Source organism: Stenotrophomonas sp. LARHCG68 (assembly GCF_052871705.1).
In genome coordinates this window covers 257,887-282,158 of sequence record NZ_JBIXJV010000002.1, presented here as the reverse complement: position 1 = coordinate 282,158, position 24,272 = coordinate 257,887, and the positions used below count along the sequence as shown (strand labels likewise).

General features: G+C 65.8%; 15 protein-coding genes. 9 read left to right on the top strand and 6 right to left on the bottom strand.

What is annotated here, in order from left to right; all coding sequences use genetic code 11:
• Positions 1-13 precede the first annotated feature (13 nt).
• The 4 genes from ACIPR8_RS08755 to ACIPR8_RS08740 all read right to left on the bottom strand — a co-directional run bounded on the left by ACIPR8_RS08755 (position 14) and on the right by ACIPR8_RS08740 (position 2,858).
• Entirely contained in the window at positions 14-457 is a 444-nt protein-coding gene (locus ACIPR8_RS08755; protein ID WP_446540769.1) for a protein sip-5, read from the bottom strand.
• Positions 454-939, bottom strand: a complete 486-nt coding sequence (locus tag ACIPR8_RS08750) for a phage holin family protein (protein ID WP_446540768.1) — start codon at positions 937-939, stop codon at positions 454-456. The genes ACIPR8_RS08755 and ACIPR8_RS08750 overlap by 4 nt, the downstream gene beginning before the upstream one ends.
• A gap of 5 nt (positions 940-944) precedes the next feature.
• Positions 945-1,304: a hypothetical protein gene (locus ACIPR8_RS08745; protein WP_132863182.1), complete on the bottom strand. Its 360-nt coding sequence runs from the start codon at positions 1,302-1,304 to the stop codon at positions 945-947.
• A 123-nt stretch (positions 1,305-1,427) separates the two neighbouring features.
• Entirely contained in the window at positions 1,428-2,858 is a 1,431-nt protein-coding gene (locus ACIPR8_RS08740) for a Do family serine endopeptidase (protein WP_132863183.1), read from the bottom strand.
• 463 nt (positions 2,859-3,321) lie between these two features.
• Here ACIPR8_RS08740 and ACIPR8_RS08735 point away from each other — a divergent pair, with 463 nt between their 5' ends.
• From ACIPR8_RS08735 to ACIPR8_RS08725, 3 genes are all read left to right on the top strand, one after another.
• Positions 3,322-5,472, top strand: a complete 2,151-nt coding sequence (locus tag ACIPR8_RS08735; RefSeq protein WP_132863184.1) for an adenosylcobalamin-dependent ribonucleoside-diphosphate reductase — start codon at positions 3,322-3,324, stop codon at positions 5,470-5,472.
• A gap of 144 nt (positions 5,473-5,616) precedes the next feature.
• Positions 5,617-6,357: a hypothetical protein gene (locus ACIPR8_RS08730; protein WP_446540767.1), complete on the top strand. Its 741-nt coding sequence runs from the start codon at positions 5,617-5,619 to the stop codon at positions 6,355-6,357.
• 81 nt (positions 6,358-6,438) lie between these two features.
• Entirely contained in the window at positions 6,439-7,251 is an 813-nt protein-coding gene (locus ACIPR8_RS08725; RefSeq protein WP_446540766.1) for a TSCPD domain-containing protein, read from the top strand.
• 188 nt (positions 7,252-7,439) lie between these two features.
• Here ACIPR8_RS08725 and ACIPR8_RS08720 read toward each other — a convergent pair whose 3' ends face one another.
• Positions 7,440-9,272 (bottom strand): hypothetical protein, encoded by a 1,833-nt coding sequence (locus ACIPR8_RS08720; protein WP_446540765.1) that lies wholly within the window; start codon positions 9,270-9,272, stop codon positions 7,440-7,442.
• Positions 9,273-9,692: 420 nt separating this feature from the next.
• Here ACIPR8_RS08720 and ACIPR8_RS08715 point away from each other — a divergent pair, with 420 nt between their 5' ends.
• From ACIPR8_RS08715 to ACIPR8_RS08695, 5 genes are all read left to right on the top strand, one after another.
• A complete protein-coding gene (locus ACIPR8_RS08715; protein WP_446540764.1) occupies positions 9,693-10,064 on the top strand; it encodes a hypothetical protein in 372 nt (123 codons plus the stop codon).
• A 138-nt stretch (positions 10,065-10,202) separates the two neighbouring features.
• Positions 10,203-10,754 carry a hypothetical protein gene (locus ACIPR8_RS08710; protein WP_446540763.1) on the top strand — a complete coding sequence of 184 codons (552 nt, stop codon included), beginning with the start codon at positions 10,203-10,205 and terminating at the stop codon, positions 10,752-10,754.
• A 1,686-nt stretch (positions 10,755-12,440) separates the two neighbouring features.
• Positions 12,441-19,286, top strand: a complete 6,846-nt coding sequence (locus ACIPR8_RS08705; protein WP_446540762.1) for a CshA/CshB family fibrillar adhesin-related protein — start codon at positions 12,441-12,443, stop codon at positions 19,284-19,286.
• Positions 19,283-20,170 carry a hypothetical protein gene (locus ACIPR8_RS08700; RefSeq protein ID WP_446540761.1) on the top strand — a complete coding sequence of 296 codons (888 nt, stop codon included), beginning with the start codon at positions 19,283-19,285 and terminating at the stop codon, positions 20,168-20,170. The genes ACIPR8_RS08705 and ACIPR8_RS08700 overlap by 4 nt, the downstream gene beginning before the upstream one ends.
• 59 nt (positions 20,171-20,229) lie before the next feature.
• Positions 20,230-22,953 (top strand): hypothetical protein, encoded by a 2,724-nt coding sequence (locus ACIPR8_RS08695; RefSeq protein WP_446540760.1) that lies wholly within the window; start codon positions 20,230-20,232, stop codon positions 22,951-22,953.
• 43 nt (positions 22,954-22,996) lie between these two features.
• Here ACIPR8_RS08695 and ACIPR8_RS08690 read toward each other — a convergent pair whose 3' ends face one another.
• The gene (locus ACIPR8_RS08690; RefSeq protein ID WP_132863191.1) at positions 22,997-23,398 is read right to left on the bottom strand and encodes a hypothetical protein; all 402 of its coding nucleotides are present in this window, start codon (positions 23,396-23,398) and stop codon (positions 22,997-22,999) included.
• Positions 23,399-23,600: 202 nt separating this feature from the next.
• On the opposite strand from ACIPR8_RS08690, the gene ACIPR8_RS08685 reads away from it, so the two are divergent.
• Complete coding sequence (locus tag ACIPR8_RS08685; RefSeq protein ID WP_446540759.1) at positions 23,601-24,266, top strand: hypothetical protein; 666 nt, start codon at positions 23,601-23,603, stop codon at positions 24,264-24,266.
• Positions 24,267-24,272: the final 6 nt, after the last annotated feature.

The following is a 24,272-nucleotide window of genomic DNA, read 5'->3' as shown; positions in this document are numbered from 1 at the left end:
GGCCGGGCCCGGGTCAGGATTCTGACAGTTCCGTCGCGGCTTCGGCGGGTCCGGGTTGGGCCGCGTTGCGCGGGCGGGCCGGTGCCGGCTCGGCGCCCGCCGGTCCGGCGGTTTCGCCGGCGGCCTGCTCGGCCTCGTCGGCGGCATCGGACGCCTGCGCGGCGGCCATGCCTGCCGCCGCCGCGGCGAACGAGGCCACCGATGCCTGCGCCGAAGCGACCAGCCCGGAGACCGAGCCGATCATCTGCAGCCAGCGGGCACCGCTGAACGCACCGCCGGGTTCCAGCTTGCCGGCCAGGAAGCCGCCGGCCAGGCCGACCACGACGATGCGGCCCGGCGTCCACGCGCTGCGCCAGGCCTGGTTGAGTGCATCCCAGCGCTGCGTGGTCTCCTCGCCGCGGACCTGCACCACGGCTTCGGCGCGGCGCACGCGACGCTGCAGGGCTTCGAACTTCATGGCGTGTTCTCCCCCGGTACCTTCACGTCGGCATCCGGATCCTCGTCGCTGGGCTCGTCGAACAGGCCCATGCGCGAAAGCTGGCGGCGGGTGGCGTGCATGCCGGTGTGGTGGAAGAAGTAGGACACCCGCCAGATGGCGTAGCCGGTGACGAGGAGGCTGGCCAGGGTGGGTATCAGCAGCGCGACGAACAGCGACAGCCCCAGGTACTGCAGCAGGGCCACCAGCGTGGCCGCCAGCAGCAGCCACGCCGAGGCGCCGAAGACGATCGCCACGCCGCTCCAGGCCAGCGCCCGGCCGAACGCGCTGCGGGCCAATGCCAGGTCGGCCGAGGCCAACCGTCGCAGTGAGCGCAGCGTGTCCGATGCCGAATCCAGCGTCTGCCGGCCGGCGGCGCCGACCTGGCGGATGCTTTCTTCCAGCCCCGGCTTGGGATCCGGGGTGGGCTGCTCTTCCGGTGGCGGTGTTGCGGTTTCGCTCACGCCGGTCAGTCGTTGCTGCGGGCGAGCTTGGCGATGATCCAGCCGGCGGCGAAGGCCACGCCGAAGGAGGCCAGCGGACGCTCGCGGATCAGGTCGGCGGCGCTGTCGATCAGGTCCTTGCCCTTGTCCATCAGTGCATCGACCTGTTCCTTGGCGGCGGCACCGCCCAGTTCGGCGGCGGCCAGGCCGGACAGCGCGCTGTCGGACAGCTCGGCCTTCATGTTGGCCTTGCCAAGGCGCAGTTCGTCGGCGGCGGCACCGGTGGCGCCCTTGACGGCCGAACCGGCGGCAGCGGCGGCGGACTTCAGGTGTGCGCCAGCCTCGCCCAGGTGTTCCTTCATGTTCTCGGTATTGGTGGGGCTCATCGTGATCTCCTGGTTTCAGCGGGTGCGCCGACGTGCGGCGCGCGGGTTGCAGCAGATAGCAACAAATAACAGTACTGCGGTGTAAGGAACGTTACGCCGGGTCAAACCGGCCTCACGCCGGCATCATCGCATCAACAATTGGCCGCCCCCGTTGCCGCGGCGCACGCTCAGCACCAGCTGCTGCGGGCGCGGGCTGAAGCTGGCGCGCCAGCTGGCCAGGTCGGTGAATTCGCCGCTGCTGGCGGCCACGATCACATCGCCGCTGGCCAGCCCGGACTGCGCCGCGCGGCTGCCGCGCGCCACGTCACTGACCAGCACGCCGTTGAGGCCGGACTGGCGCAGCGACTCGGGCAGGTCGGCGAAGGTGGCGCCGGACAGGCGCGGGTCGAGCATGTCGCCGGTGAGCGCGCGCGGTTGTTCCTTCAGCGTGGCCTTGAGCTGCAGCGGCTTGCCGTCGCGGCGGATGTCCAGGTCCACGGTGCGGCCGACCGTGGAGAGGCCTTCGAAGTTGTGCAGCGCCTGCGCGTTGTCCACGCGCTGGCCGTTGATCGACAGCACCACGTCACCGGCCTTGAGCCCGGCCGCGGCCGCGCCGGAACCGGCCAGCACGCGCGTGACCAGCGCACCGCGAGCTTCGGCCAGGCCCAGGCCCTGGGCGATCTGCGGGGTCAGGTTCTGGGTTTCCACGCCCAGCGTGCCGCGCACCACCACGCCCTTGGTGACCAGCTGCTCGACCACGTCGCGCGCCAGGTTGGACGGAATGGCCAGGCCCAGGCCGATGTTGCCGGCCATGCTGCCCTGCGGGTTGAAGCTGGCGGTGTTGATGCCGACCAGCTGGCCGGCCAGGTTGACCAGCGCGCCGCCGGAGTTGCCCGGGTTGATCGAGGCGTCGGTCTGGATGAAGTTCTGGTAGCCCAGCCCGCGGATGCCACTGCGGCCCACCGCCGAGACGATGCCCGAGGTGACCGTCTGGCTGAAGCCGAACGGGTTGCCGATGGCGACCACGAAGTCACCCACGCGCAGCTGGTCGCTGTTGCCCAGCGGCAGCGCGGTGAGCTTCTCGGCCGGGATGCGGATCAGCGCGATGTCGGTGTCCGGGTCCGAGCCGATGAACTCGGCCTGCACGGTGCGGCCGTCGGCCAGGGTCACGCGCACGTCGTCGGCGTTGTCGATGACGTGGTGGTTGGTCAGTACCAGGCCCTTGGCCGCGTCGATGATCACGCCCGAGCCCAGCGACTCGTTGATGCGCTCCTGCGGCACCTGCGGGAACAGGCGGCGGAAGAACGGGTCGTCGAAGAACGGGTTGCGCACCCGCACCACCTGCTTGGTGTTGACGCTGACCACCGCCGGCATGGCCTGTTCCAGCATGGGCGCCAGCGATGGCACCGGCTGGCCGGCGACCGAGGCCGGCAGGGCGGCGGTGGCGGGCACCACGCTGGCGACGGGGGTGGCCGCGTCGGCGCGGTTGTCCAGGTGGGCGTTGATGGCGGTGGCGGTGAAGCCGCCGAAGGCGGCGGCCAGGGCCAGGGTCAGCAGGGTCGGGATCGGTCGCATAAGCCGGGGGGTTCCATGCAGGGGCGCCGGAGGGCGGCCCGGGGTGGGACGGATTGCTGAACAGGAGTGTGGCCGCAGGCGCCTAAATCAACAATGAAATTTTCTGCATCGCCGCAATCGCAGGGCCGGTGCGGGCTGCACGGATTGCAATAGTCCAGATGCATATTTTTCGTTTGACAACACCCCGGCGGTGGGTAAGCTTGGTCGGGCCATCAGCCACTAGATGTTGGGTTGGTGTGAAAAACGTCCCCAAGCAGTAGGGTTAGTGCTCGGGGTGCAAGCACCCCAACGGAAGGCGTGCAATGACCGCGACAGTGATGCAGAACACCGGCAGTCCCCGGCTCGATCCCATCCCGCCAGCAGGCGCGTAAGCACGCGCCTGCGCGTCGTCGTCGTTGCAGCCCGGCCCGCCGGGGTAAAGAACAAACGCACCGCAAGGTGCCCCAGGAGAGTTTCCACAATCATGAGTACGGTGCGTCTGGAAGTGGTCAGCAATCAAACCAAGTCGGACCTGATTCCCCTGCAACCTGCCTCGCAGGACATCTGGGAGAAGAAGTACCGCCTCACGACCAAGGCAGGCGAAGCGCTGGATGCGGACATCGATGGCACCTACAAGCGCGTGGCCCGTGCCCTGGCCGACGCCGAAGCCACCGACGAGAAGCGCGCCTACTGGTATGAGCGCTTCGCCTGGGCGCTGCGCCGCGGCGCGATCCCGGCCGGCCGCATCACCTCCAATGCCGGTGCGCAGGAACACAAGCCGGCCACCAGCACCATCAACTGCACCGTCTCGGGCACCATCACCGACTCGATGGACGGCATCCTGGAGAAGGTCCACGAAGCGGGCCTGACCCTGAAGGCCGGCTGCGGCATCGGCTATGAGTTCAGCACCCTGCGTCCGCGCGGTGCGTTCGTCGCCGGCGCCGGCGCCTACACCTCCGGGCCGATGTCCTTCATGGATATCTACGACAAGATGTGCTTCACCGTGTCCTCGGCCGGTGGCCGTCGCGGCGCGCAGATGGGCACCTTCGACGTGTCGCACCCGGACGTGAAGGACTTCATCCGCGCCAAGCGCGAGGACGGCCGCCTGCGCCAGTTCAACCTGTCGCTGCTGATCACCGACGGCTTCATGGACGCGGTCAACAACGACGCCGACTGGCCGCTGGTGTTCCCGATCAACATCAAGGAACAGGCCGAGGTCGACCAGAACGCCGCCGACGTGGTCTGGCGCGAGTGGCCGACCCACGAGAACTACATCGTGCGCGACGACGGCCTGGTGGCCTGCAAGGTGTACGGGCACATCCGCGCCCGCCACCTGTGGGACATGATCATGGTCTCCACCTACGACTACGCCGAGCCGGGCTTCATCCTGATCGACCGCGTCAACGAGATGAACAACAACTGGTGGTGCGAGAACATCCGCGCCACCAACCCGTGCGGCGAGCAGCCGCTGCCGCCGTACGGCGCCTGCCTGCTGGGCTCGGTCAACCTGACCAAGTTCGTGCGTGACCCGTTCACCGACAAGGCCTCCTTCGACTGGGACGAGTACAAGGAAGTGGTGCGCGTGTTCACCCGCATGCTGGACAACGTGGTCGAGGTCAACGGCCTGCCGCTGGAGCAGCAGCGCAACGAGATCATGCGCAAGCGCCGCCACGGCATGGGCTTCCTGGGCCTGGGCAGCACCATGACCATGCTGCGGATGAAGTACGGCTCGCCGGAATCGTGCGAGTTCACCGAAGCCATCGCCCGCGACATGGCCGTGGCCGGCTGGGAAACCGGCCTGGAGCTGGCCCGCGAGAAGGGCGCCGCCCCGATCATGGACGAGCAGTTCGACGTCACCGCCGCGATGCTGCGCCAGCGCCCGGAAATGAAGAAGGACGGCTGGAAGGTCGGCCAGAAGATCGCCGGCAAGGTGCTGCACGCCCGCTACAGCCGCTACATGCAGCGCGTGGCCACGGTGGCGCCGGCGTTGGTGGAGGAACTGGCCACGGTGGGTTCGCGCTTCACCCACCACAGCTCCATCGCCCCGACCGGCACCATCAGCCTGTCGCTGGCCAACAACGCCTCCAACGGCATCGAGCCCTCCTTCGCGCACCACTACAGCCGCAACGTGATCCGCGAAGGCAAGAAGTCCAAGGAAAAGGTGGACGTGTTCTCCTTCGAGTTGCTGGCCTACCGCGCGCTGGTCAACCCGCAGGCCATGCCGTTCAGCGATGACGCCGCCGCGCAGCTGCCGGAGTACTTCATCAGCGCCGACGACATCTCGCCCAAGGAGCACGTGGACGTGCAGGCCGCCGCCCAGAAGTGGGTGGACAGCTCGATCTCCAAGACCGCCAACGTACCGACCGATTACCCGTACGAGCAGTTCAAGGACATCTACCGCTACGCCCACGCCCAGGGCCTGAAGGGCTGCACCACGTTCCGCTTCAACCCGGCCGCCTTCCAGGGCGTGCTGGTCAAGGAGACGGACCTGGAGAACACCACCTACCGCTTCGAGCTGGAAGACGGCCAGGTGGTGGAGGTCAAGGGCAACGAGCAGATCGAGTACGACGGCGAGATGCACACCGCCGCCAACCTGTTCGATGCCCTCAAGGAAGGCTATTACGGCAAGTTCTAAGAGCCTTCGCCGTCGCCCCGTGTTCCGGCGCGGGGCGGCAGACGGTGGTCGCCGCCACCGGGTTGTTGCGCGTTTGTTCCCCGTTGCATTCGCTTGGATATAGCATCGCCCGCATGACAGACCCGATGCCCTGAGGAGGGCTCTATGAGCAATGGTAATGGTGTGACGGCGACCGTTTCGCAGGTGGCCGAGAACGTGAAGGAAACCGCCGTCCACGTGGGCGACTCGATCGCCGCCACCGCCAGCGACGCCGTCGCCGCGGTCAAGGCCGGCGCGCAGAAGGCCGAGGCCGGTGCCAAGAAGCAGGTGGCCAAGGTCAAGAAGGCCGTGAAGAAGGCCGAGAAGGTCGTCGCCAAGAAGGCCGCCGCCGCCAGGAAGGAAGTGAAGAAGACCGTCGGCTCGGTGCGCAAGAAGCTGGAGACCGCCAAGGCCAATGCCCAGGCCGAAGCCGCCGAGCTGAAGAAGAAGGGCGCCGGCAAGCGCGCCGCGACCAAGAAGGCCATCGCCAAGGTCGAGAAGAAGGCCGCCACCAAGGTGGCCTCGGCCAAGAAGACGGTCAAGGCTGCCGAGAAGAAGGTCGCCAAGGCCGTGGGCAAGAAGGCTGCCGCGGTCAAGAAGTCGGTCAAGGCCACCGAGAAGAAGGTTGCCAAGGCCGTCACCGGCAAGACCGCTGCTGCCAAGAAGGCAGTGAAGAAGGTCGAGAAGAAGGCCGCCAAGAAGGTCGCCGCGGTCAAGAAGTCGGTCAAGGCCGTCGAGAAGAAGGTGGTCAAGAAGGCCGCCGTCGCCAAGAAGACCGCGAACAAGAAAGTCGCCTCGGCCAAGAAGACCGTCGCCAGGAAGGCCACCGCCGTGAAGAAGGCGGTCAAGAAGGCCACCCGCAAGTAATCGCCGCACCGCGCCCCCCGTCCCAGCCGGGACGGGGAAGGCGCCGTAATCCGTACGCAACGCATAACCAGGACTCGCACCATGGCCGTCAAGATCGACAAGAAAATCAAGGGCTATTCCGTCATCACCCCGGACGACAAGGCGCGCGAAGCCGCGGCCAAGGCGGTCCCGGTCGCGGCGCCCCAGGACGAGTCCCCGGCCGACAACATCGTGCACATGCACGAGCGCATCGAGCGCCCGGAAGTGCTGATCGGCAGCACCTACAAGATCAAGTCGCCGCTGGTGGAACACGCCTTCTACGTGACCATCAACGACATCGTGCTCAACCAGGGCACCGAGCACGAACTGCGCCGTCCGTTCGAGATCTTCATCAACTCCAAGTCGATGGAGCATTTCCAGTGGATCGTGGCGCTGACCCGCATCATGTCGGCCGTGTTCCGCAAGGGCGGCGACGTGACCTTCATCGTCGACGAGATGAAGGCCGTGTTCGACCCGAAGGGCGGCTACTTCAAGGCCGGCGGCGTGTACATGCCGTCGCTGGTGGCCGAGCTGGGCTCGATCGTCGAAGACCACATGAAGGCCATCGGCCTGCTGCACGACCCGGAAATGAGCGCCCACCAGCGCGCCCTGATCGCCGAGAAGCGCAAGCAGTTCGAAGAGCGCTCAAAAAAAAACAGTGACGTAACCGCAGCGTCGGCGCAGGGCGCCGCGCTTGCCCCCTCCCTTCCGCAAAGCGAAGGGGAGAAACTGGTAATCCTCGACAGCGCCGAAAGCGCCGACAACGGCAGCTTCCCGCCTAGCGCCAGCATGTGCCACAAGTGCAGCACCAAGGCGCTGGTGATCATGGATGGCTGCCAGACCTGCTTGAATTGTGGGTATAGCAAGTGCGGTTGAGCTAACCAGATGGTTGTGAATGAAACCCGGCGCAAGCCGGGTTTCTGCCATCTGGGCTCCCGCGTTCGGGTCAGGCCTCGTCCTGCTCATGAGGGTGATGGGGGCTCTGCAATCGCTTGAACATTCTTGTCGCAAAGACTGTTCGGCAGACAATTGAAACTGTCCCCGCCTCTTTCCGCTCCCATGATTTACCAGAGGAAGGCATTGGCGAACTCCTCGGCTCGAAGCAGTTCATCGGGTGCCTTGATGGACGCGCGTAGCAGGGTTCGGATCGTGCCGCGGTCCACCACCCAGAAGTTCACCTGGGTGATATCGTCATGTGGGCCTGCTTCAACCTGGAATATCCAGAGCTGCCCTGGGACGACTCCATCGCGTGTGTTTGCCTGAAAGGGTTGTTGCTCGAGTGCGCCCAGTGTCAGGTTGAACTGCCGGTTCATCACCTCCCGGAACAGCTGTTCCTGGACTGCGTCAGACGCCGGGATATCGAGATTGGTGGTCAGGCCGACAGTCTGACCCGTGCGCAGGTCTTTGAATGCGATAGCCGCTTCTGACTTGGGGTGGCCAACCAGAAATCCGGACAGCCATACCGGAACCTGAACATCCGAATGCTTGTTCTTCAGTGCCAACGAATCTCCGTCCTGATTCTTGAGCCACGGTTCGGCCCACCTTCCTGGGTAGTCCAGATACCTGTTCATGAGCGACGCGCCCCGGGGTGAGTCACCAGCGATGAACGAAAGCGCGGCGGCGTACTGAAGCGAGTCGTCCTTGAGCTGTGCTTCGAACCGGTCCGCACCAACGTACTCCCAGGCGCGCAGTGCATTGGTCAAGTGAGTCGCTGCCTTTACATCGTCTCTCTGTCGAAACGCGGTGATGCCGATGATCGAATTCAGTACGGCAACATCCCTGGGAAAGGTCGCATCGGCCAACGAGCCCGCAGCGAGCTCGGCTGCCTTCTGATCACTTCCCGAGTGCGCCCAGAGCTCCTCGATCATGCGGTCGCGCTCAGCCCACTGTGGATCCCGTTCGATCGGCGTACTCCAGTCCATCGCGCTCCACAGCGACGGTAGCGCTTGCAGCAGGGCGTTGATGCCGTCAGCTTCGGAAGTCATGTCCACACCAACGAGCCAACCGCTGCGATATCCCAGCCATCGGGTGTTCTGCATCGCCGTGCCTTCGATTGTGAAGTGTGATTGGAAGCCGGCTTGTATTAGGCCGGGCAGGGCCATGTCAGGGAGTGTGGCCCCATCGACAGGGACCTCATCGCCAAAACGAGGCTGGAGCCGGTTGAAGAGCTTATGTCGCCGTGCCTGATCATCAAGGCCGGACATTTCGTCCGAATGCTGCATGGAAATCATCACCTCGGTCGTGGTCGCGTCGGTGGCTACGTGAAGGTACTTCCAGCGCGTGATTTTGCCCGGCTTCGAAGCAGGTTCCACATGCACAAGCAGCCAGCTTCCGGCCATCAATGGCATGGATAGTCCTGAGGCCGAGTCGGTAATGTGATGCTTGGAAAAGTTCGTATTCCACTGCTCTGGGAAAAGTCGAGCATCCTCCAGCATTCGATGTGAGTAGCGCTCCGTGGCGACACCGTTCTTGGCCAGGAACGAACTAACCAATCCCTCCGTGATGTAATGGTCCATCTGGTCGAAGTAGGGGCCATTGGCGGAGTTGTCGACCTTGGCAATGAGCCCGTCGATGATCCGGATGGTCTCCTCGTGCCGATTCTCCTGACGTAGGGTGAAGAGCAGTAACTGCAGTGCATCACTGGTCTCATACGGGTTTTGTGCCATCGCCAGCAGTTCTTCGCTGAGTGCGCTGGCCTGGGCCCACTGTTCTGCCTGGATGGCGGCGACCGACCTTGCACGCTCATTCAGATAGGGAGGGGAAAAGGCCGATGACTGTTGATGTACAGATGAGGCGGGCTCCTCCGAGACGGCTAAAATCGGGAAGAAGAGAAGTGCGGTAGCGAGTACCCCGCGAAGTGCCGGAGACAGGGGCAGAGAGCCTCGATACATATCCATGTGCTTGTCCGTGGTTTGTGGCGTCCGTAGCGCAAAGGATAGTCGACAGCCGGTGCACGTCGAGGGAGGGATGAAACAGAACTCCGGCAGTGCTTCGGGATGCTCAGGCGAGAATGGGGCGTAGAGCCCGGTTTTGGGAAGACTCCCTTCTGGTTGGACTGCGCTGGCGCAGTTCAACGAAAATAGGGGTCAAACGAAAATAGGGGGCAGAGTCGATTTTCCGCCTCCACAACCTGCTTGAAGCGGTGCTCGGCGAAGGTGAGTGGATGCCGCGACCAGGATTCCTGGATGCAGGGGACAGAGCGCGATCAGCTCTGAGTTCAGCAGGGCGCCGAATGTCTGCGATGATCGGGACAACGCTGCTTTTTCCAGCCTCACTTGGGAGAACTGAAAGATGATGGATGCCAGCGGAACTCAGCCATGAGCCGCTATCCTTGGTCGGTGATCGTCAGGGTTCTCGTGTTCTTTCTGCCGTTGCTGGCGTTGTATCTGTTTTCGCGTTGGTCGGCGGTGCAAATGGCCGGTCAGGCACATCGCGGGGATAGTGCGCTTGGGATTGCTGTGCTGCTGGGTGCAATGACGCTGGTGATGTTGCTGGGTTTCATCGTTGATTTCGTGGTGCAGCTCCGGCGTCGACGCGCGTTTAATTGGCTGGTCGATGTTCTACTGATCGGCTTGTTGATGACGCCGTTCGGATGGTTCGCTTGTAACTGGTTCGGCGGGAAGGACTACATTCTCTGCAAACTGCCGATGTCGCTGTTTGGGACGGTGCTCGATTGGCTGGGGCTGTGAGCTGAAGTGCCACGGCGCCAAGACAGGGGGCAGCGCCGAATCTTCGGTCTCGCGTGAAACACTATTTTGCCCCCGTTGCCCAACGGCGGTCAGGCAGGCTCTAGGATGAGGCTTGGGATTCAAATCCGGTGGTCGTCATTGAAGAGATTCCTTTTGTTCTTGCTTCTGTGTGGCGCGCCATTCATTGCCATTGGAGGTGACAACCCTGAACTTCGCGCCCTCAAAAGTGCCGATCAAGCAGATAGGCAGGGTGTCGAGAATCTTGAATCACGCGACGCGGTTCTCGATCGAATGAAACGCGACAAGGTAAGGCGGGATAGGGTCTTGGAGATCGTAGAAGCGGGTGGCCTATCCACCGCTTGGGACTACTTCAATGCGGCACTGGTCCTTCAACATGGGCGCGAGATAGAAGATGTTCGCCTTGCTCACGCGCTGGCTATCGTCTCGTCGACCATTGATCCCAGCCATAGTGGTGCGAAATGGCTCAGGGCAGCTTCTTGGGACAGGCTGATGATGCGTTTGGGAAGGCCTCAGTGGTATGGCACTCAATCCGTGCTTGGTAGATCGGGTCGTTGGGAGATCTATCAGGTAGAGCCAGGGGCAGTCACGGATGCTGATAGAGCTGCGCTGGGCGTGCCGTCATTGGCCGATGCCGAAGTGAAAGTTGCGGCGCGTAATGCATCGAGGTAGGTAGCATGAGAGCTGGGGAAAGCTGGGAGGTGGTCACATTACCGCTTTCTTCAGAAAACAGGGGTCCAAAAACAGGGGCAGAGTCTAGTTTCCCTCCACAACCTGCTGGAAGCAGTGCTCTGGATTGGCCCTCTGCTCCGCCCTTTCGGGAACCCGGCTCTGACCCCAGTTTTTCCGAGACCTCTAAGAGCACTTCGGTCGAGTTTGCGGGCAAGTGACATTTCAATCAATAACGACCTCATGATACGTAGTTTCTTGTAGAGGCTCATCAGGAGTAAGCATGCTGAACAACGCCCTTGTAAGTACCCGGTTCTCGTTGAATCGTATGTTGACGAGGTAACTCTCCGAGGCCTCGCCCCCTTTTAGAGATAGAGTCGCCTCATTTCCCGAGAAGGTAATTATCCCTTCCCTCAAATCGCTAATATCAAGAAATGCAGAAACCGGAACAAACAGATTACGGTCATTTACTGTTATCTGAAGGTGTTCAACTCCACGACACGGATGCGTAGTGCCAGCACACATTGGCAGACGTGGATCGCGGCCACTGACCAGCTCGGTTACAATGTTAACTACGACATTAAGCTTTGCAGAATTGCCAACCATCCGGACAGATGGCCTGTCTCTCATGGGTGTAGAACTCGCCTCATCACTAGCTTGCGCGAGCGAACTCCCCATAACCATCAAAATTAGTATTGCAAATAATCGCATATCAGATCACCAGAATGGAAAAATGACGGCCCCAGGGCTTTCCGCAAGCAATACAATATCTCTATTTCGCGAAATTTTATCGCGAATTTCCTGCGTCAATATGGGATAACAGGGGTCAGAGTCGAGTTTCCGTCCCAGAAGGCGTGTGTGATTCATGGCGATTTTCTGTCGTCATTCTTCGGGTTGTTGGTACTCGGTGGCTCAAGCTCAGGCCAAAACGTGGGTAAGAGGCGGGTTTCTGCTCTGATCCTTTCCCGTTGTGAAAGATCAGGGAGCAGCAGATCAGCAGCACGAATCGCAGCCTGATGGTGACACCGACTCCTAGTCAACTTGATCTAGACTTTCGCCTCTCGAAGGTGGGGAGACCGTCCGTTGCCCGCGACTGCTCCCTTCTTCCATCCGGCCCCTCGGCGTTGCACCTGCAGGCACAGCAGCGGCAAGCCTTCGACCAACGTGGCTGTCGCGTTTGGCAATGTGATGGCGGCGTGATGCCGTTCGGCATGGGTCGGTGTTCTGCAATTCCTGAATTCGCATCAACGCCGGTAACGCCTGTTTCAGGCGGTTTTTGCGGCATGCATCCCGTATCGGCGGTGAAGTTGGGTCTTCACGACGCCCTTGCCGAAAGTGTGTATCCATGTGCCACGGCGGTATGAATAAATCGCCGCCGTGGCCGACTGAAATCACCGCGGCGGGTGATCGGGGAGTTCTGCAAGGCCATGCATGAGCGTGGCGCTTCATGGCGCCGGGTGTCGTGCGGGTTCGGCATCGGACGGAACGGCGTTGTTCATTCAAGTGCGGGCGCAAGGGGAGTGCCACGCGCGGCAGCATTGATGCGTCAAAGCAGTCTGTCTCAAACGGGGTCTGTCTCAATCGAGTTGGCGAATGCGCCTCGAGAGGGGTGCAGAAGGGGATGACAGCATGTGGCAGTCGATGGCACCGCGCGCCCGGTCGCGCGGCTTCAACGTTCGATCCACCCGTGTGAGTCCGTGCCTGGCGTTTGCCCGGCGTGTAGCGGGGCTGCTGGTGCTGGTGCTGTGTTTCGCGATGCCGTCCACCGCGTGGGCCGCGGCGTACGCCACCGGAGGCTCGAGTCCCTATCGCAATACGGTGCTGTGGTTGACCTGGGGCGGCGGCACCGATCGCGGCACGCCGGGCGTACTACTGGGCAATGGCAGTGCCTCGTCGATCTCGATGCCGGTAGCGTCCGGCTTCAATCTGGAGGTGACCTGTACATTGGCCAATGCCTCGGGCGTCCCGCTCAGCAGCTATCGCCCCGGTGCGTTCGGCGGTGACAGCCTGGATGACCTGTACAACATCGGGGGGACCGGCAACGCCAACCAGCTGATCGCGGGCATTTCCGGCACCACCGGCGTGGCCAATTTCCGCATCAACTGCGAGTCGACCTTGGGCGGTGCGCCCTATCGCCTGCGCGGCGTGGTGATGGCGGATGCGGAATCGATCAATACCGGCGTCGAGTACGTCCAGGCCACGGCCGACGGCACCTGGAACGTGGTGGAGATGCGCAAGAACGTCGGCGCAGGCCCGTATCGCGTCACCAAGTCGCTCAACGGTGCCGAGGAGGTGATCCGCTTCGGGCCGGGCAACGATAACAACACGGCGGCGGTGACGTTCCTCAGCTTCGACAATGCCGCCTACGCGCCGGGCAACCTGGCAGTGGGCATGGACTTCGAGTTCCGCGGCGGCGGTACCACCGCCATCGCCATCGGCCTGCTGGTGCCTTACGCGGATTTTGGCGATGCACCGACCAGCTATGGCGATGCCATGCATGTGGTGGATGACCTGCAGTTCCGCAACGACAACATCCCCGCCAACGCCACCAACCTGGACATCAACACGGCCGGCTATACGCCCGGTGGCTTGGCGCCGCCGGTCGTGGACTACCTCGGCAGCATGGGCCCGGATACCGAGCAGCGCAGCAGCTACAGCGTGGATGCACGTGGCGATGATGACTTCCCGGCCGGCAACCCGAACGAGGAGAATGCCTGGCCGGCCAACTACCGGCTGACCGTCATGCAGGCAGGCACGGTGGTGAGCCAGCCGGTCGCGTGCGTGGGCAGCGGCCGCGTGGCCGGCTGGATCGACTTCAACCGCAATGGCCAGTTCGACGACGGCGAGCGCAGCAATACCGCAGCCTGCAGCGGCGGCAGCGCCGCGCTGAGCTGGACCGTGCCGGCGACGGTGGTGGCCGGGACCAGCTACGTGCGCCTGCGCTATGCCACCGACCCCGCGGAGATCCAGCAACCGACCGGGGTGGCCGATGATGGCGAAGTGGAGGATCACCGGATCACCATCACCGCACCGGCGTTGCGCATCACCAAGAGCAACAACAGCGGCGACGGCAGCTGGAACTACGGCGAGCCCGGCACCACGTACACGCTGACGGTCAGCAATACGTCCGATGTGGCCACCGGCAATCCGCCGACCGTGCAGCCCGGCACCATCACCGTGCTGGACGAGCTGCCGGCGGGCATCGCTCCCGGATGGAGCGGTGCGCATACAAACAACGGCTGGAGCTGCACGGCCAGCGGGCAGCGCGTGACCTGTACTTCGAACCAGGTGCTGGCCGCCGCGGGAAGCCCGGGTTCAAGCAGTTCCATCGAACTGCCGGTCACGGTGCTGCCCACCGCCGTCGGCACGCTGGTCAACCATGCCAGCGTGGGGGGCGGGCATGACCCCTTCAACACGGGCGTGACCCCGGAACCCGGCACGAGCTGTACCGATGCCGACCACTGCACCCAGAACCCGGTGACCGTGCCGGCCGCGCGCGTGCGGTACGGCAAGCAGGCCAACACGGCCGGGCCGGTGAACGTTGGCGACACCATCAGCTACACGCTGACGGTGACCGTCGAGGACAGTGCCACCCGCGACACCGTTACCTTTACCGATACCCTGGGCACCGGCCTGGATTTCGGCAGCGTCACCAGCGCTGGCGCGTTCAACTGCACCGCGGGTAATCCGTTGGTGTGCGAGCTGCCGGCCGGCACGGCAATCGGCACCTACAACCTGACCTACAGCGCGGTGGTCAACGCGCAGGCCAGCGGCCAGGTGGTCAACACCGTTGTCGGCAGTGGCAACGAGACGCCTACCTGCTCCGGCACCTGCACGACCACCACGCCGGTGTCACCGCCGCAGGTCACCGTATCCAAGGCCAGCACCACTACCGGGCCGGTGGTGATGGGGGACAGCGTCGGTTACACGCTGACCGTCGTGGTGGCCAACGCCCGCACCACCGGCGTCGTCACGTTGACCGACACCCTCGGCACCGGCCTGGATTTCGGCAGCATCACCAACGCCGGCGCGTTCAACTGCACGGCCGGCAACCCGCTGGTATGCACGCTGCCGTCGGGCACCGTGCCGGGCAGCTACAGCGTGTCCTACACCGCCACCGTCAATGCGCTGGCCAGCGGCCAGGTGCGCAACGCCGTGGTGCCCACGGGGCCCGACACCCCCACCTGCGCCGGCAACTGCGACACCACCACGCCGGTGGGCGCGCCGCGCATCACCGTGTCCAAGTCCAGCGCTACCGGCGGTCCGGTGGTGGTGGGGGACACCATCACCTACACCGTGGCGCTGGTGGTCGCCGATGCCAGTACCACCGGCGTGGTCACCCTGACCGACACGCTGGGCACCGGCCTGGACTTCGGCAGCGTCACCAGCGCGGGCGCCTTCAGTTGCGGTGCTTCCAACCCGTTGGTGTGCACGCTGCCCGCCGGCAGCCCGGCCGGCAGCTATCCGCTCACCTACACCGCGGTCGTCAACGACCAGGCCAGTGGTTCGGTGAAGAACGGCGTGGTGCCCACGGGCCCGGACAATCCTGCCTGTGGCAACTGCGAGGTGGTCACGCCGGTGGCCAATCCGGTGGTGCGCTACAACAAGCTGGCATCCACCGGCGGGCCGGTGGTGGTGGGCGACAGCATCGCCTACACGCTGCAGGTCACGGTGCTCAATGCGCGCACCACCGGCCTGGAGATCCTGACCGACACGCTGGGCACCGGTCTGGACTTCGTGGCGGTGACCAGCCCGGGCATCTTCACCTGCAATACGGGCAACCCGCTGATATGCACGTTGCCTGCGGGTACCGTACCGGGCACCTACAGCCTGACCTACACCACCGTCGTCAATGCCCAGGCCAGCGGGCAGGTACGCAATGCGGTGACCGGCACCGGGCCAGACACGCCCTCCTGCGCGGGCAGCTGTGACACCACCACGCCGGTGGCGACGCCGGGCGTGAGCTACGCCAAGTCGGTCAACACCGCCGGCCCGGTATCGGTGGGGGACGTGCTGACCTACACCCTGACCACCGTGGTGACCAACTCGCAGACGAGCGACGTGGTGACCCTGACCGATACGCTCGGGGCCGGGCTGGACTTCGGCAGCGTCACCAGTGCCGGTGCTTACGCCTGCACGCCCGGCAACCCGCTGGTGTGCACCCTGCCGGCCGGCACCGCGCCGGGAAGCTACAGCCTGAGCTACACCGCCACCGTCAACGGGCAGGCGAGCGGGCAGGTGACCAACGCGGTGCTCGGCAGCGGTGGCGACAACCCGTCCTGCACCGCGAACTGCGATACCACCACGCCGGTGAACGCTGCCGAGATCGAGTACCACAAGGCATCCACGCCGGCCGGTCCGGTGTCGGTGGGTGACCGCATCACCTATACGCTGACGGCGATCATCCGCAACTCGCGCACCACGGCGGTGTTCACCCTGACCGACACCCTGGGCACGGGGCTGGATTTCGAAGCGGTCAGCTCCGCAGGCAGCTTCAGTTGCAATGCCGCCAATCCGCTGGTGTGCACCTTGCCCGCCGGCACCGTGCCGGGAACCTACGCGCTGGAGTACACCACCCTGGTCAACGCGCAGGCGCAGGGAGCGGTCACCAACGCGGTGACCGGCACCGGCACGGGCACCTTGCCGTGCACCGCAAACTGCAGCACCACCACGCCGGTGCGTGCGGCATCGGTGAGCTACCACAAGACCACGGGCACGGCCTCGCCGGTGAGCGTGGGGGACACGGTCGACTACCGCGTCGAGGTGGTCGTCAGCGATTCGCGGACGAGTGACGTGGTCACCCTGACCGACACCCTGGGCGTCGGCCTGGACCTGGTCGCGGTGACCCAGCCCGGCGCGTTCACCTGCAACGCGGCCAACCCGCTGGTCTGCACCCTGCCGGCCGGGACCGTGCCGGGGACCTATCCGGTCGCCTACCAGGCCAGGGTCAATGCCCAGGCCAGTGGCAGCGTACGCAATACGGTGCTGGCGACCGGCAACGACAACCCGAGCTGCAGCGCCGACTGCAGCACCGGTCACACCCTGCGCGCCACCGAGGTGCAGGTGGGCAAGCGTTCGGTGCCGGCCGCGGGTACCGAAGTGAAGGCCGGTGACAGCATCAGCTACACCCTGACGGTGGACGTGCTCAACGCCTCGACCAGCCAGCCGGTGCGCCTGGACGACACGCTTGGCGCCGGGTTGGTGTTCGACGCGGTCACCGCCGCCGGTGCGTTCAGCTGCAGTGCCAGCCTGGTCTGCACGCTGCCCGCCGGCACCGCCCCGGGCAGCTACAGCATCACCTACCAGGCGCATGTCGCCGCCGATGCGCGTGGCACCATCGGCAACGTGGTGGTCGGGCAGGGCGGTGGTGGCACCCCGCCGACCTGCACCACCTGCAGCACCGAGCATCCGCTGGCCGAGCCGCGCGTGGTGTTGGCCAAGCAGGCGGACCCGGCCAGCGGCAGCGAGGTACGCCCCGGTGACCGCCTGCGCTACACCCTGTCGGCGACGATCGAGAACGCCGCGCTGCGGCAGCCACTGCAGCTGCTGGACACGCCCGACCCGGGCCTGACCCTGGACGCATTGCCCAGCGGTTGCGTGCAGCAGGGCGCGGACGTGGTCTGCACGCTGCCGGCGGGCACCACGCCCGGGCAGCATGTGTTCACCTACACCGCCACGGTCAACGAGAAGGCATTTGCCACGGTGCGCAACCGCCTGCGGGGCGAGTACCCCGACGGTGGCCAGCCGCCGGAATGCGGCAGCTGCGAAACCGAACACAAGGTGGTGTCCGACTTCGCGCTGCGCATCACCAAGAGCGCCAACCCGCGCCGGGTGAAGGTCGGTGACCTGGTGCGCTACCAGCTGGTGGTGGAGAACGTGGGGGGCAGCGACTGGCGCGACGGCGTGGTGGTGGACACCCCGCCGACCGGTTTCAGCTATGTCGATGGCTCGATGCGCGTGGCCGACGATGATGGCGCCTTCGCGCTGGCCAGCAGCCAGAACCCGCTGCGCATCGCCGCGGTGGACATCGCGGTGGGACGCAACGCGACCATCACCTACCTGCTGCGGGTGGGCGCGGGCGTGCGCCCCGGCAGCCACGTCAACCATGCGGTGGCGACCACCCCCGACGGCACTGCGGTATCCAACATCGCCACGGCCGAAGTGCAGCTGGATACCGATCCGCTGCTGGAGGACAGCCTGGTGTTCGGCACCGTGTTCGACGACCGCGACGGTGATGGCTGGCAGGACAGTGCCGAACTGACCGGGGTGACGGTGCAGGGCGGTTTCGCCGCCTCGGCCTACGTGCCGGGCTCGACCACCATCGATCGCGGGCAAGGCCCGCAGGCGGTGGCCGATGCCAGCGCGCCGCTGCTGCATGGATTGGAGATCGGCACGGTCCACGGACGCGGTTCCACCGCCGAGCCGGCCGAGGCCAATCAGGTGGTCGTGCGGCAGCGCCTGCGCGAACTCGCCTTCACCGATGACTTCGTGCTCGACAGCAGGCAGGGCCAGCGCCTGCAGCTTGATGCGGCGGGCAAGCCGACCCTGCTGCGCAGCGGCGACGCCGCCAAGGGATTGACCGCCGCCGAGCCGGCGGTGCGGCGCGAAGTGTCCGCCGTCGCCGAGGGCTATGAGGTGGCCTACGTGATCGGCAACACCGGCATCCAGGAGCAGGGCATCCCGGGCGTGCGGCTGGCGACGGTCGAGGGCCTGCTGGTCGAGACCGACCCCTTCGGTCGCTATCACCTGGCCGACGTGCACGGTGGCGACGCGCGCCTTGGCCGCAACTTCATCATCAAGCTGGACCCGGCCACGGTGCCCAGCGGGGCGGTGCTGACCACCGAGAACCCGTTGCTGCGCCGGGTGACGCAGGGCGTGCCGACGCGCTTCAGCTTCGGCGTGCGCCTGCCGCCGTCGCCGCAGGCACCGGACGAGCGGGCCGAGCTGGTGCTGGGCGAGGTGTTGTTCGCACCGGGCAGCAGCGAACTGCATGACGCCTACCGGCCGGTGCTGGCGAAGATCGCCGCGACCGTGGATCGCTACCTGGGCGGCGACGTGGTGATCCTGGCCAATGGCGAGAACCAGGACCTGGCCTTCCGTCGCGCCACGGTGGTGCGCGATGCCCTGCAGGCCGAGGTGGCCGAGGCCGCGCGCGCGGGCCTGACGGTGCAACTGCGCACCGATGTCAGCGACCCGCATTCGCTGGTCGCCGGCGTCGATGCCCAGGGCGCGCTGCTTGGCAACGTGCTGTTCGATACCGACAAGTCGCGCATCCGTGACGAGTTCAAGCCGCTGCTGGCGAGCATCGCGGCACGGCTGGAAGCGATGGGGGGCGGCCAGGTGAGCCTGGTTGGCCATACCGACGTGCGCGGCAGCCATGCCTACAACCAGGCGCTGGGATTGCGCCGCGCCGCGGCGGTGTTCGAGGCCCTGCGCGGCCTGCTCAGCCCGGCGGTGCAGCAGCGCATCCGCGTCCGCAACGAGGAGAGCGCCGCCATCCGGGAAGCGGCGCGCCAACAGGAGGCACGCCAATGAGCACACGTCACGTTGCCTCCCGTCGCCTCCGCCGCATCGTTCTGTGCCAGGCGCTGCTGCTGTGCCTTGTCGGCACCGCCCAGGCCGCACCGCCGCCGGAGGCCTCCGGCGCAGCCACGCGCATGGATTGCGATGCCAGCCAATGCAGCGCCGACGGCGCGCTGCTGTTCACCCTGCGCTCGCGCAGCTATGACGAGCCGGTCACCGAGGGCACCTCGGCCCGGTCCTCGTCGCAGGTGCTGCAGCCTGACCGCCGCGTCAGCCTCGCGCTGGATGCGCCGGGCAAGGCCACGGTCACCGGCAACTTCCTGATCCGCCTGCCCGAGGGCGGGGCAATCTGGGCCACCGAAGACCCGGCGATGGGCCTGCCGGAACTCTCGGTCTCGGCCCCTTCGATGGTGGCCTTCGACAACGGGCGCATCACGCGCCCGGTGGACTTCTTCGTCCGTGGCAACTACACCGCCTTCATCACCCGCTTCGAAGTCAGCCTCTACCGCGGCAGTGACAGCGACCGCGTGGCGCCGCTGGCGCAGTTCGACCTGCCGGTGGCCGCGGTGGGGCAACACAGCTGGGACGGCGCCTTGCCGGAGGACGTGCCGCTGCGTCGTGGTGACCGGCTGGTGTACGTGCTGCGCGCGTATGACGCCGAGGGAAACGTGGATGAAACCTCGGCGCAGTCCATCCAGCTGGTGACGCCGGCCGAAGTGGAGCGTGGCAACCAGCAACTGCGGGACGCACTGGAGGACCGCCGTGGCAGCGCGGTGGATGCGGACCAGGCCGCCTCGCTGTCCCTGCTGGAGCAGGTGTTCGACGGCAACGGGCTTCGCCAGCAGAACATTCCCGTGTACGGCGCGCGCGCGACCTCCCGCTGGGTGCGTCGCTGAAGATCAACGGCGAGAGCTACCCGCTGGACCAGGACCGCAAGTTCGCCGCCGAATACCTGATGCCGATCGGCCACCATGCCTTCGACGTGCGCGTGGAGCGGCAGGACGCGCCGGCCATCGCGCGCACGCTGGAGGTGGACGTCAGCGGCAGCTACCTGTTCGGGGTCGGCCTGGCCGACATCACCGTCTACCAGAACAAGGCATCCGGTGCCGGCCGCGACCTGGCCCGCGGTGACCGCGACGACAGCGTGCTCAGTGACGGGCGGCTGGCGTTCTACCTGAAGTCCAAGACCCGGGGCCGCTACCTGCTGACCGCCCAGGCGGATACCCAGAACAGGCCACTGAAGGACCTGTTCACCGGCTTCACCAATGCCGACCCGCGGGACCTGTTCCGCAGCCTGGACCCGGATCTGTATTACCCCACCTACGGCGACGACTCGCTGACCCAGCGTGACGTGGACACGATGGGTCGCTTCTACCTGCGCCTGGACTGGGACAAGAACCAGGCGTTGTGGGGCAACTACAACACCGGGCTGAGCGGCACCGAGTACGCGCAGTACGTGCGCTCGCTGTATGGCGCGGCGTTGTCGTGGCGCTCACGCCGCGCCAATGCCTGGGGCGATGCGCGCAGCGAACTGCGGCTGTTCGGCGCGCAGGCGGAAACGGCCCCGGGCCATAGCGAGTTCATCGGTACCGGTGGCAGCCTCTACTACCTGCGCCATGCCAGCATCCTGGCCGGCTCCGACCAGGTGGTGCTGGAGATCCGCGACCCGACCACCGGGCGCGTGGAGCAGCGCGTGTCGCTGGTGCGTGGTGCAGACTACGAGATCGACGCCCTGCAGGGACGCATCCTGCTGACCCGGCCACTGGCCCAGGTGACGCGCGAGAACCTGCACCGCCTCAGTCGCGACGTGCCGCTGGATGGCTACGAACAACGCCTGATCGTCGACTACGAATGGGTGCCTTCCGGTTTCGATGCCGATGACGTCACCGCCGGCGTGCGTGGCAAGCATTGGTTCGGCGACCACGTCGCACTGGGGGCCACTTATGTCGACGAGCAACGTTCGGGCCAGGATTACACCCTGCGCGGTGCCGACCTGACGTTGCAGGCCGGGCGCGGCACCTACCTGAAGATCGAGCACAGCCGCAGCGAGGCCACCAGCACACCGGTCTTCTTCTCCGACAATGGCGGCCTGAGCTTCCGCCAGCTCAATCCCGGCGGGCCGCGCGAAGGCGAGGCGACCGCGGTGGAAGGGCGCATCAACCTGCGCGAGCTGGGCTGGACCCGGCGCGACTGGAGCGCCGGCGCCTGGTGGCGGCAGGTCGATGGCGGGTACTCGGTGGGACGTTTCGATACCGGCCAGCGCGTGCGCGAGCAGGGCGTGGAGCTGCTCGGCTACGTCACCGACGACTTCAACCTGTACGCCCGCTACAGCGAAGCGCGACGTGGCAGCGAATCCCTGACCCAGGCGCAGGCCACCGTCGAATGGCGCATCGGCGAGAACGACCGCCTGTCGGCCGAGCTGCGGCGCGTCCAGGAAACACGCCAGGCCGGCGATGCCGCGGGCGTGCTGGCCGCAGCGCGCTACACCCATCGCATCGGCACCGCGCTGGACCTGTACGGCGGCGGCCAGCTGACCGTGGACGACGACCATGGCCGCTACCGCGACAACGACGCGGTACTCGCCGGTGGCGCGTATACCTTCGCCAACCAGTCCAGCGTGGGCGCCGAGTTCAGCGACGGTGATCGCGGCAGCGCCGCGCAGGTCAACGCCGAGTACAAGCTGACCCCGCAGCACAGCTTCTACGGCAGCTACACCCTTTCCACCGACCGCAGCGAGTACGACCCGTTGTTCAGCCCGAACGCGCAGGATGGGTGGACGCTGGGCCAGCGTTGGCGCCTGTCCGACCAGGTCAATGTCTTCAACGAAAGCCAGTTCCTGAAGTCCGGCCAGGAGTCCGGGCTCGCGCATACCTTCGGCATGGACTTCTATCCGGCCGTGGGCTGGAACGCGGGCTTCACCCTCAGCGACGGCAAGCTCGACGCCAGCAGCGGGGAAGTGGACCGCAAGGCGGTCAGCCTGTCCGGTGGACGTACCTCACCGGACACCGACTGGCAGAGCAAGCTGGAGTGGCGGCGTGATACCGGTGCCGAGCGGCGCACGCAGTGGGTCAGCACCAACCGGCTCAGCCATCGCCTCAACGACAGCTGGCGGATTGCGGCGCGCTTGAACTATGCCGACACCGACGATGCGCTGAACCCGGTGGCCGGGGCGCGCTTCATCGAGGGCAACATGGGCTTCGCCTACCGCCCCTGGGACAACGATCGCTGGGGCGTGTTCGGGCGTTACACCTACCTGTACGACCTGTCCACGATGGGACAGGTGGATGGCGTGGACTACGACCAGCGCACCCAGGTGCTGTCGCTGGAGGGCGTGTACCGGATCGACCCGCGTTGGGAAGTGGCCGCGAAGCTGGCACGGCGCGAGGGCGAGGTACGGTACGGGCGGGGCACCGGCCCATGGTTCGATTCGGCCACCAGCTTCGGTGCCGCGCAGCTGCGCTACGACCTGTACTACCAGTGGCATGGCCTGCTCGAGTACCGCCTGCTCGATGTCCGCGATGGCGGCCGCCGGCAGGGCTGGCTGGTGGGCCTGGACCGCGACATCGGGCGCAACCTGCGCGTGGGCGTGGGCTACAACTTCACCGACTTCAGCGATGACCTGACCCGCTTCGACTACGACCATCGCGGCTGGTACCTGAGCATGGTCGGCAAGTACTGACCCCGCCGCGCCAGTGGTGCGCGGCGGGCGGGAGCGTTCCTCGCTACTTCGTCGCAGCGGGTGTGCCGAAGGTATGCCGCGTGGCGCTGCTGACCGAATAGTCGGCACCGCCGTCGTGCGGGGTTTCCTGGAAACGGGCGTCGATCTCGTCGCGGCCGTTGCTGCATTCAAAGACCCAGGTCTCCGACCAGTTGCGTGACCCCATCTCCCCTTCCGGCTGCGCGCGCAGGAAAGGCACGACGTTCAGCAGTTCCTGGCAGCCGTCGTTGCGCAGCAGTACGTACATGTGCTGCAGCACGTCCTTCTGCAACTGCTCGCTGGCGAAGGTGCCCTGCTGCACGGTGCCCGCAGGCGCGGCGGTCGCGGCAGGCGGTGCGGCCTGCGCGGCGAAGGGGGCAGCGAGCAGGCTGCCTGCCAGGACGAGCAATGCGGTGCGGTTCATCATCGGGGCCTTCCTTGGTATGGGGTGCCGGTGCCACGGCGCCGTGGCGGTAGGGGCACGCTAGCAAAGCGGATGCAGGCCGGGGTGAAGATGATGGGCGCGGCAGCGGACGCGCTGCCCGCGGATGCGGCCCCGTACAATTGCACGGCTGGCCGGTGCTACCCATGGCGCCGGGCCGGAACACCACTTGCTGACAGGACAAGGAATGAAACATCGAACTGTGTTGGCCGCGCTGTTGCTGGCCATGTTGGCAGGCTGTGGAAAGGCGCCGGATGACGGCGGCAAGGCGGCCGCCGCGCCGGCGACGACGCCTGTTGCGGACACGCCCGCTGCCGCCGCGAGCGCCGAACCGTCCGTCGAGGATGGCGTGGACCCGTCGGTCTGGGACAACGAAGGCGAACCGGAAGGGGAAACCCTCGGGGCGGAGATCACCTGCGAGCAGCAGCCGCTGGCGACCTATTTCTTCACCCTGGTGGGTGGCAACTCGGTGGACAACTGCGGGCGCAAGGATGCCAAGGTGCTCGCCGCGTTTGATGCGCTGATGAAGGAAGCCACGCCGGCCGAATCGACCGACCCGCAGATCCTGCCGCTGCGCGAGCGCCTGCTCAGTGGCCCCAGCGCACCGGGCCAGCCGCTGATGCTGGACGGCGATGTCTGGTGGTATTACTCGGCCTGCCAGGCGCACCAGTGCAGCACCACCGCGTTGGACATGCTGTACGCACCGACGCAGGCGAAGATGGTCGGGCGCCTGGTCGCCAGGTGCAAGGTGTGGTGGCTGGGCGCACCGAGCGCCGAGCAGCAGGCGTCGATCGAAGGCAACCGTCCGCTGGACGAGGCGTCGTTGCAGGTGGACGGCGAGCCCTGCGAGTAACCGCGC

Coding starts and splice junctions, on each gene's coding strand:
- ACIPR8_RS08695 (WP_446540760.1), top strand. CDS start 20,230: ATGCCGATCGGCCACCATGCCTTCGACGTGCGCGTGGAGCGGCAGGAC.
- ACIPR8_RS08740 (WP_132863183.1), bottom strand. CDS start 2,858: ATGCGACCGATCCCGACCCTGCTGACCCTGGCCCTGGCCGCCGCCTTC.
- ACIPR8_RS08735 (WP_132863184.1), top strand. CDS start 3,322: ATGAGTACGGTGCGTCTGGAAGTGGTCAGCAATCAAACCAAGTCGGAC.
- ACIPR8_RS08685 (WP_446540759.1), top strand. CDS start 23,601: ATGAAACATCGAACTGTGTTGGCCGCGCTGTTGCTGGCCATGTTGGCA.
- ACIPR8_RS08715 (WP_446540764.1), top strand. CDS start 9,693: ATGAGCCGCTATCCTTGGTCGGTGATCGTCAGGGTTCTCGTGTTCTTT.
- ACIPR8_RS08745 (WP_132863182.1), bottom strand. CDS start 1,304: ATGAGCCCCACCAATACCGAGAACATGAAGGAACACCTGGGCGAGGCT.
- ACIPR8_RS08690 (WP_132863191.1), bottom strand. CDS start 23,398: ATGATGAACCGCACCGCATTGCTCGTCCTGGCAGGCAGCCTGCTCGCT.
- ACIPR8_RS08755 (WP_446540769.1), bottom strand. CDS start 457: ATGAAGTTCGAAGCCCTGCAGCGTCGCGTGCGCCGCGCCGAAGCCGTG.
- ACIPR8_RS08720 (WP_446540765.1), bottom strand. CDS start 9,272: ATGGATATGTATCGAGGCTCTCTGCCCCTGTCTCCGGCACTTCGCGGG.
- ACIPR8_RS08700 (WP_446540761.1), top strand. CDS start 19,283: ATGAGCACACGTCACGTTGCCTCCCGTCGCCTCCGCCGCATCGTTCTG.
- ACIPR8_RS08730 (WP_446540767.1), top strand. CDS start 5,617: ATGAGCAATGGTAATGGTGTGACGGCGACCGTTTCGCAGGTGGCCGAG.
- ACIPR8_RS08725 (WP_446540766.1), top strand. CDS start 6,439: ATGGCCGTCAAGATCGACAAGAAAATCAAGGGCTATTCCGTCATCACC.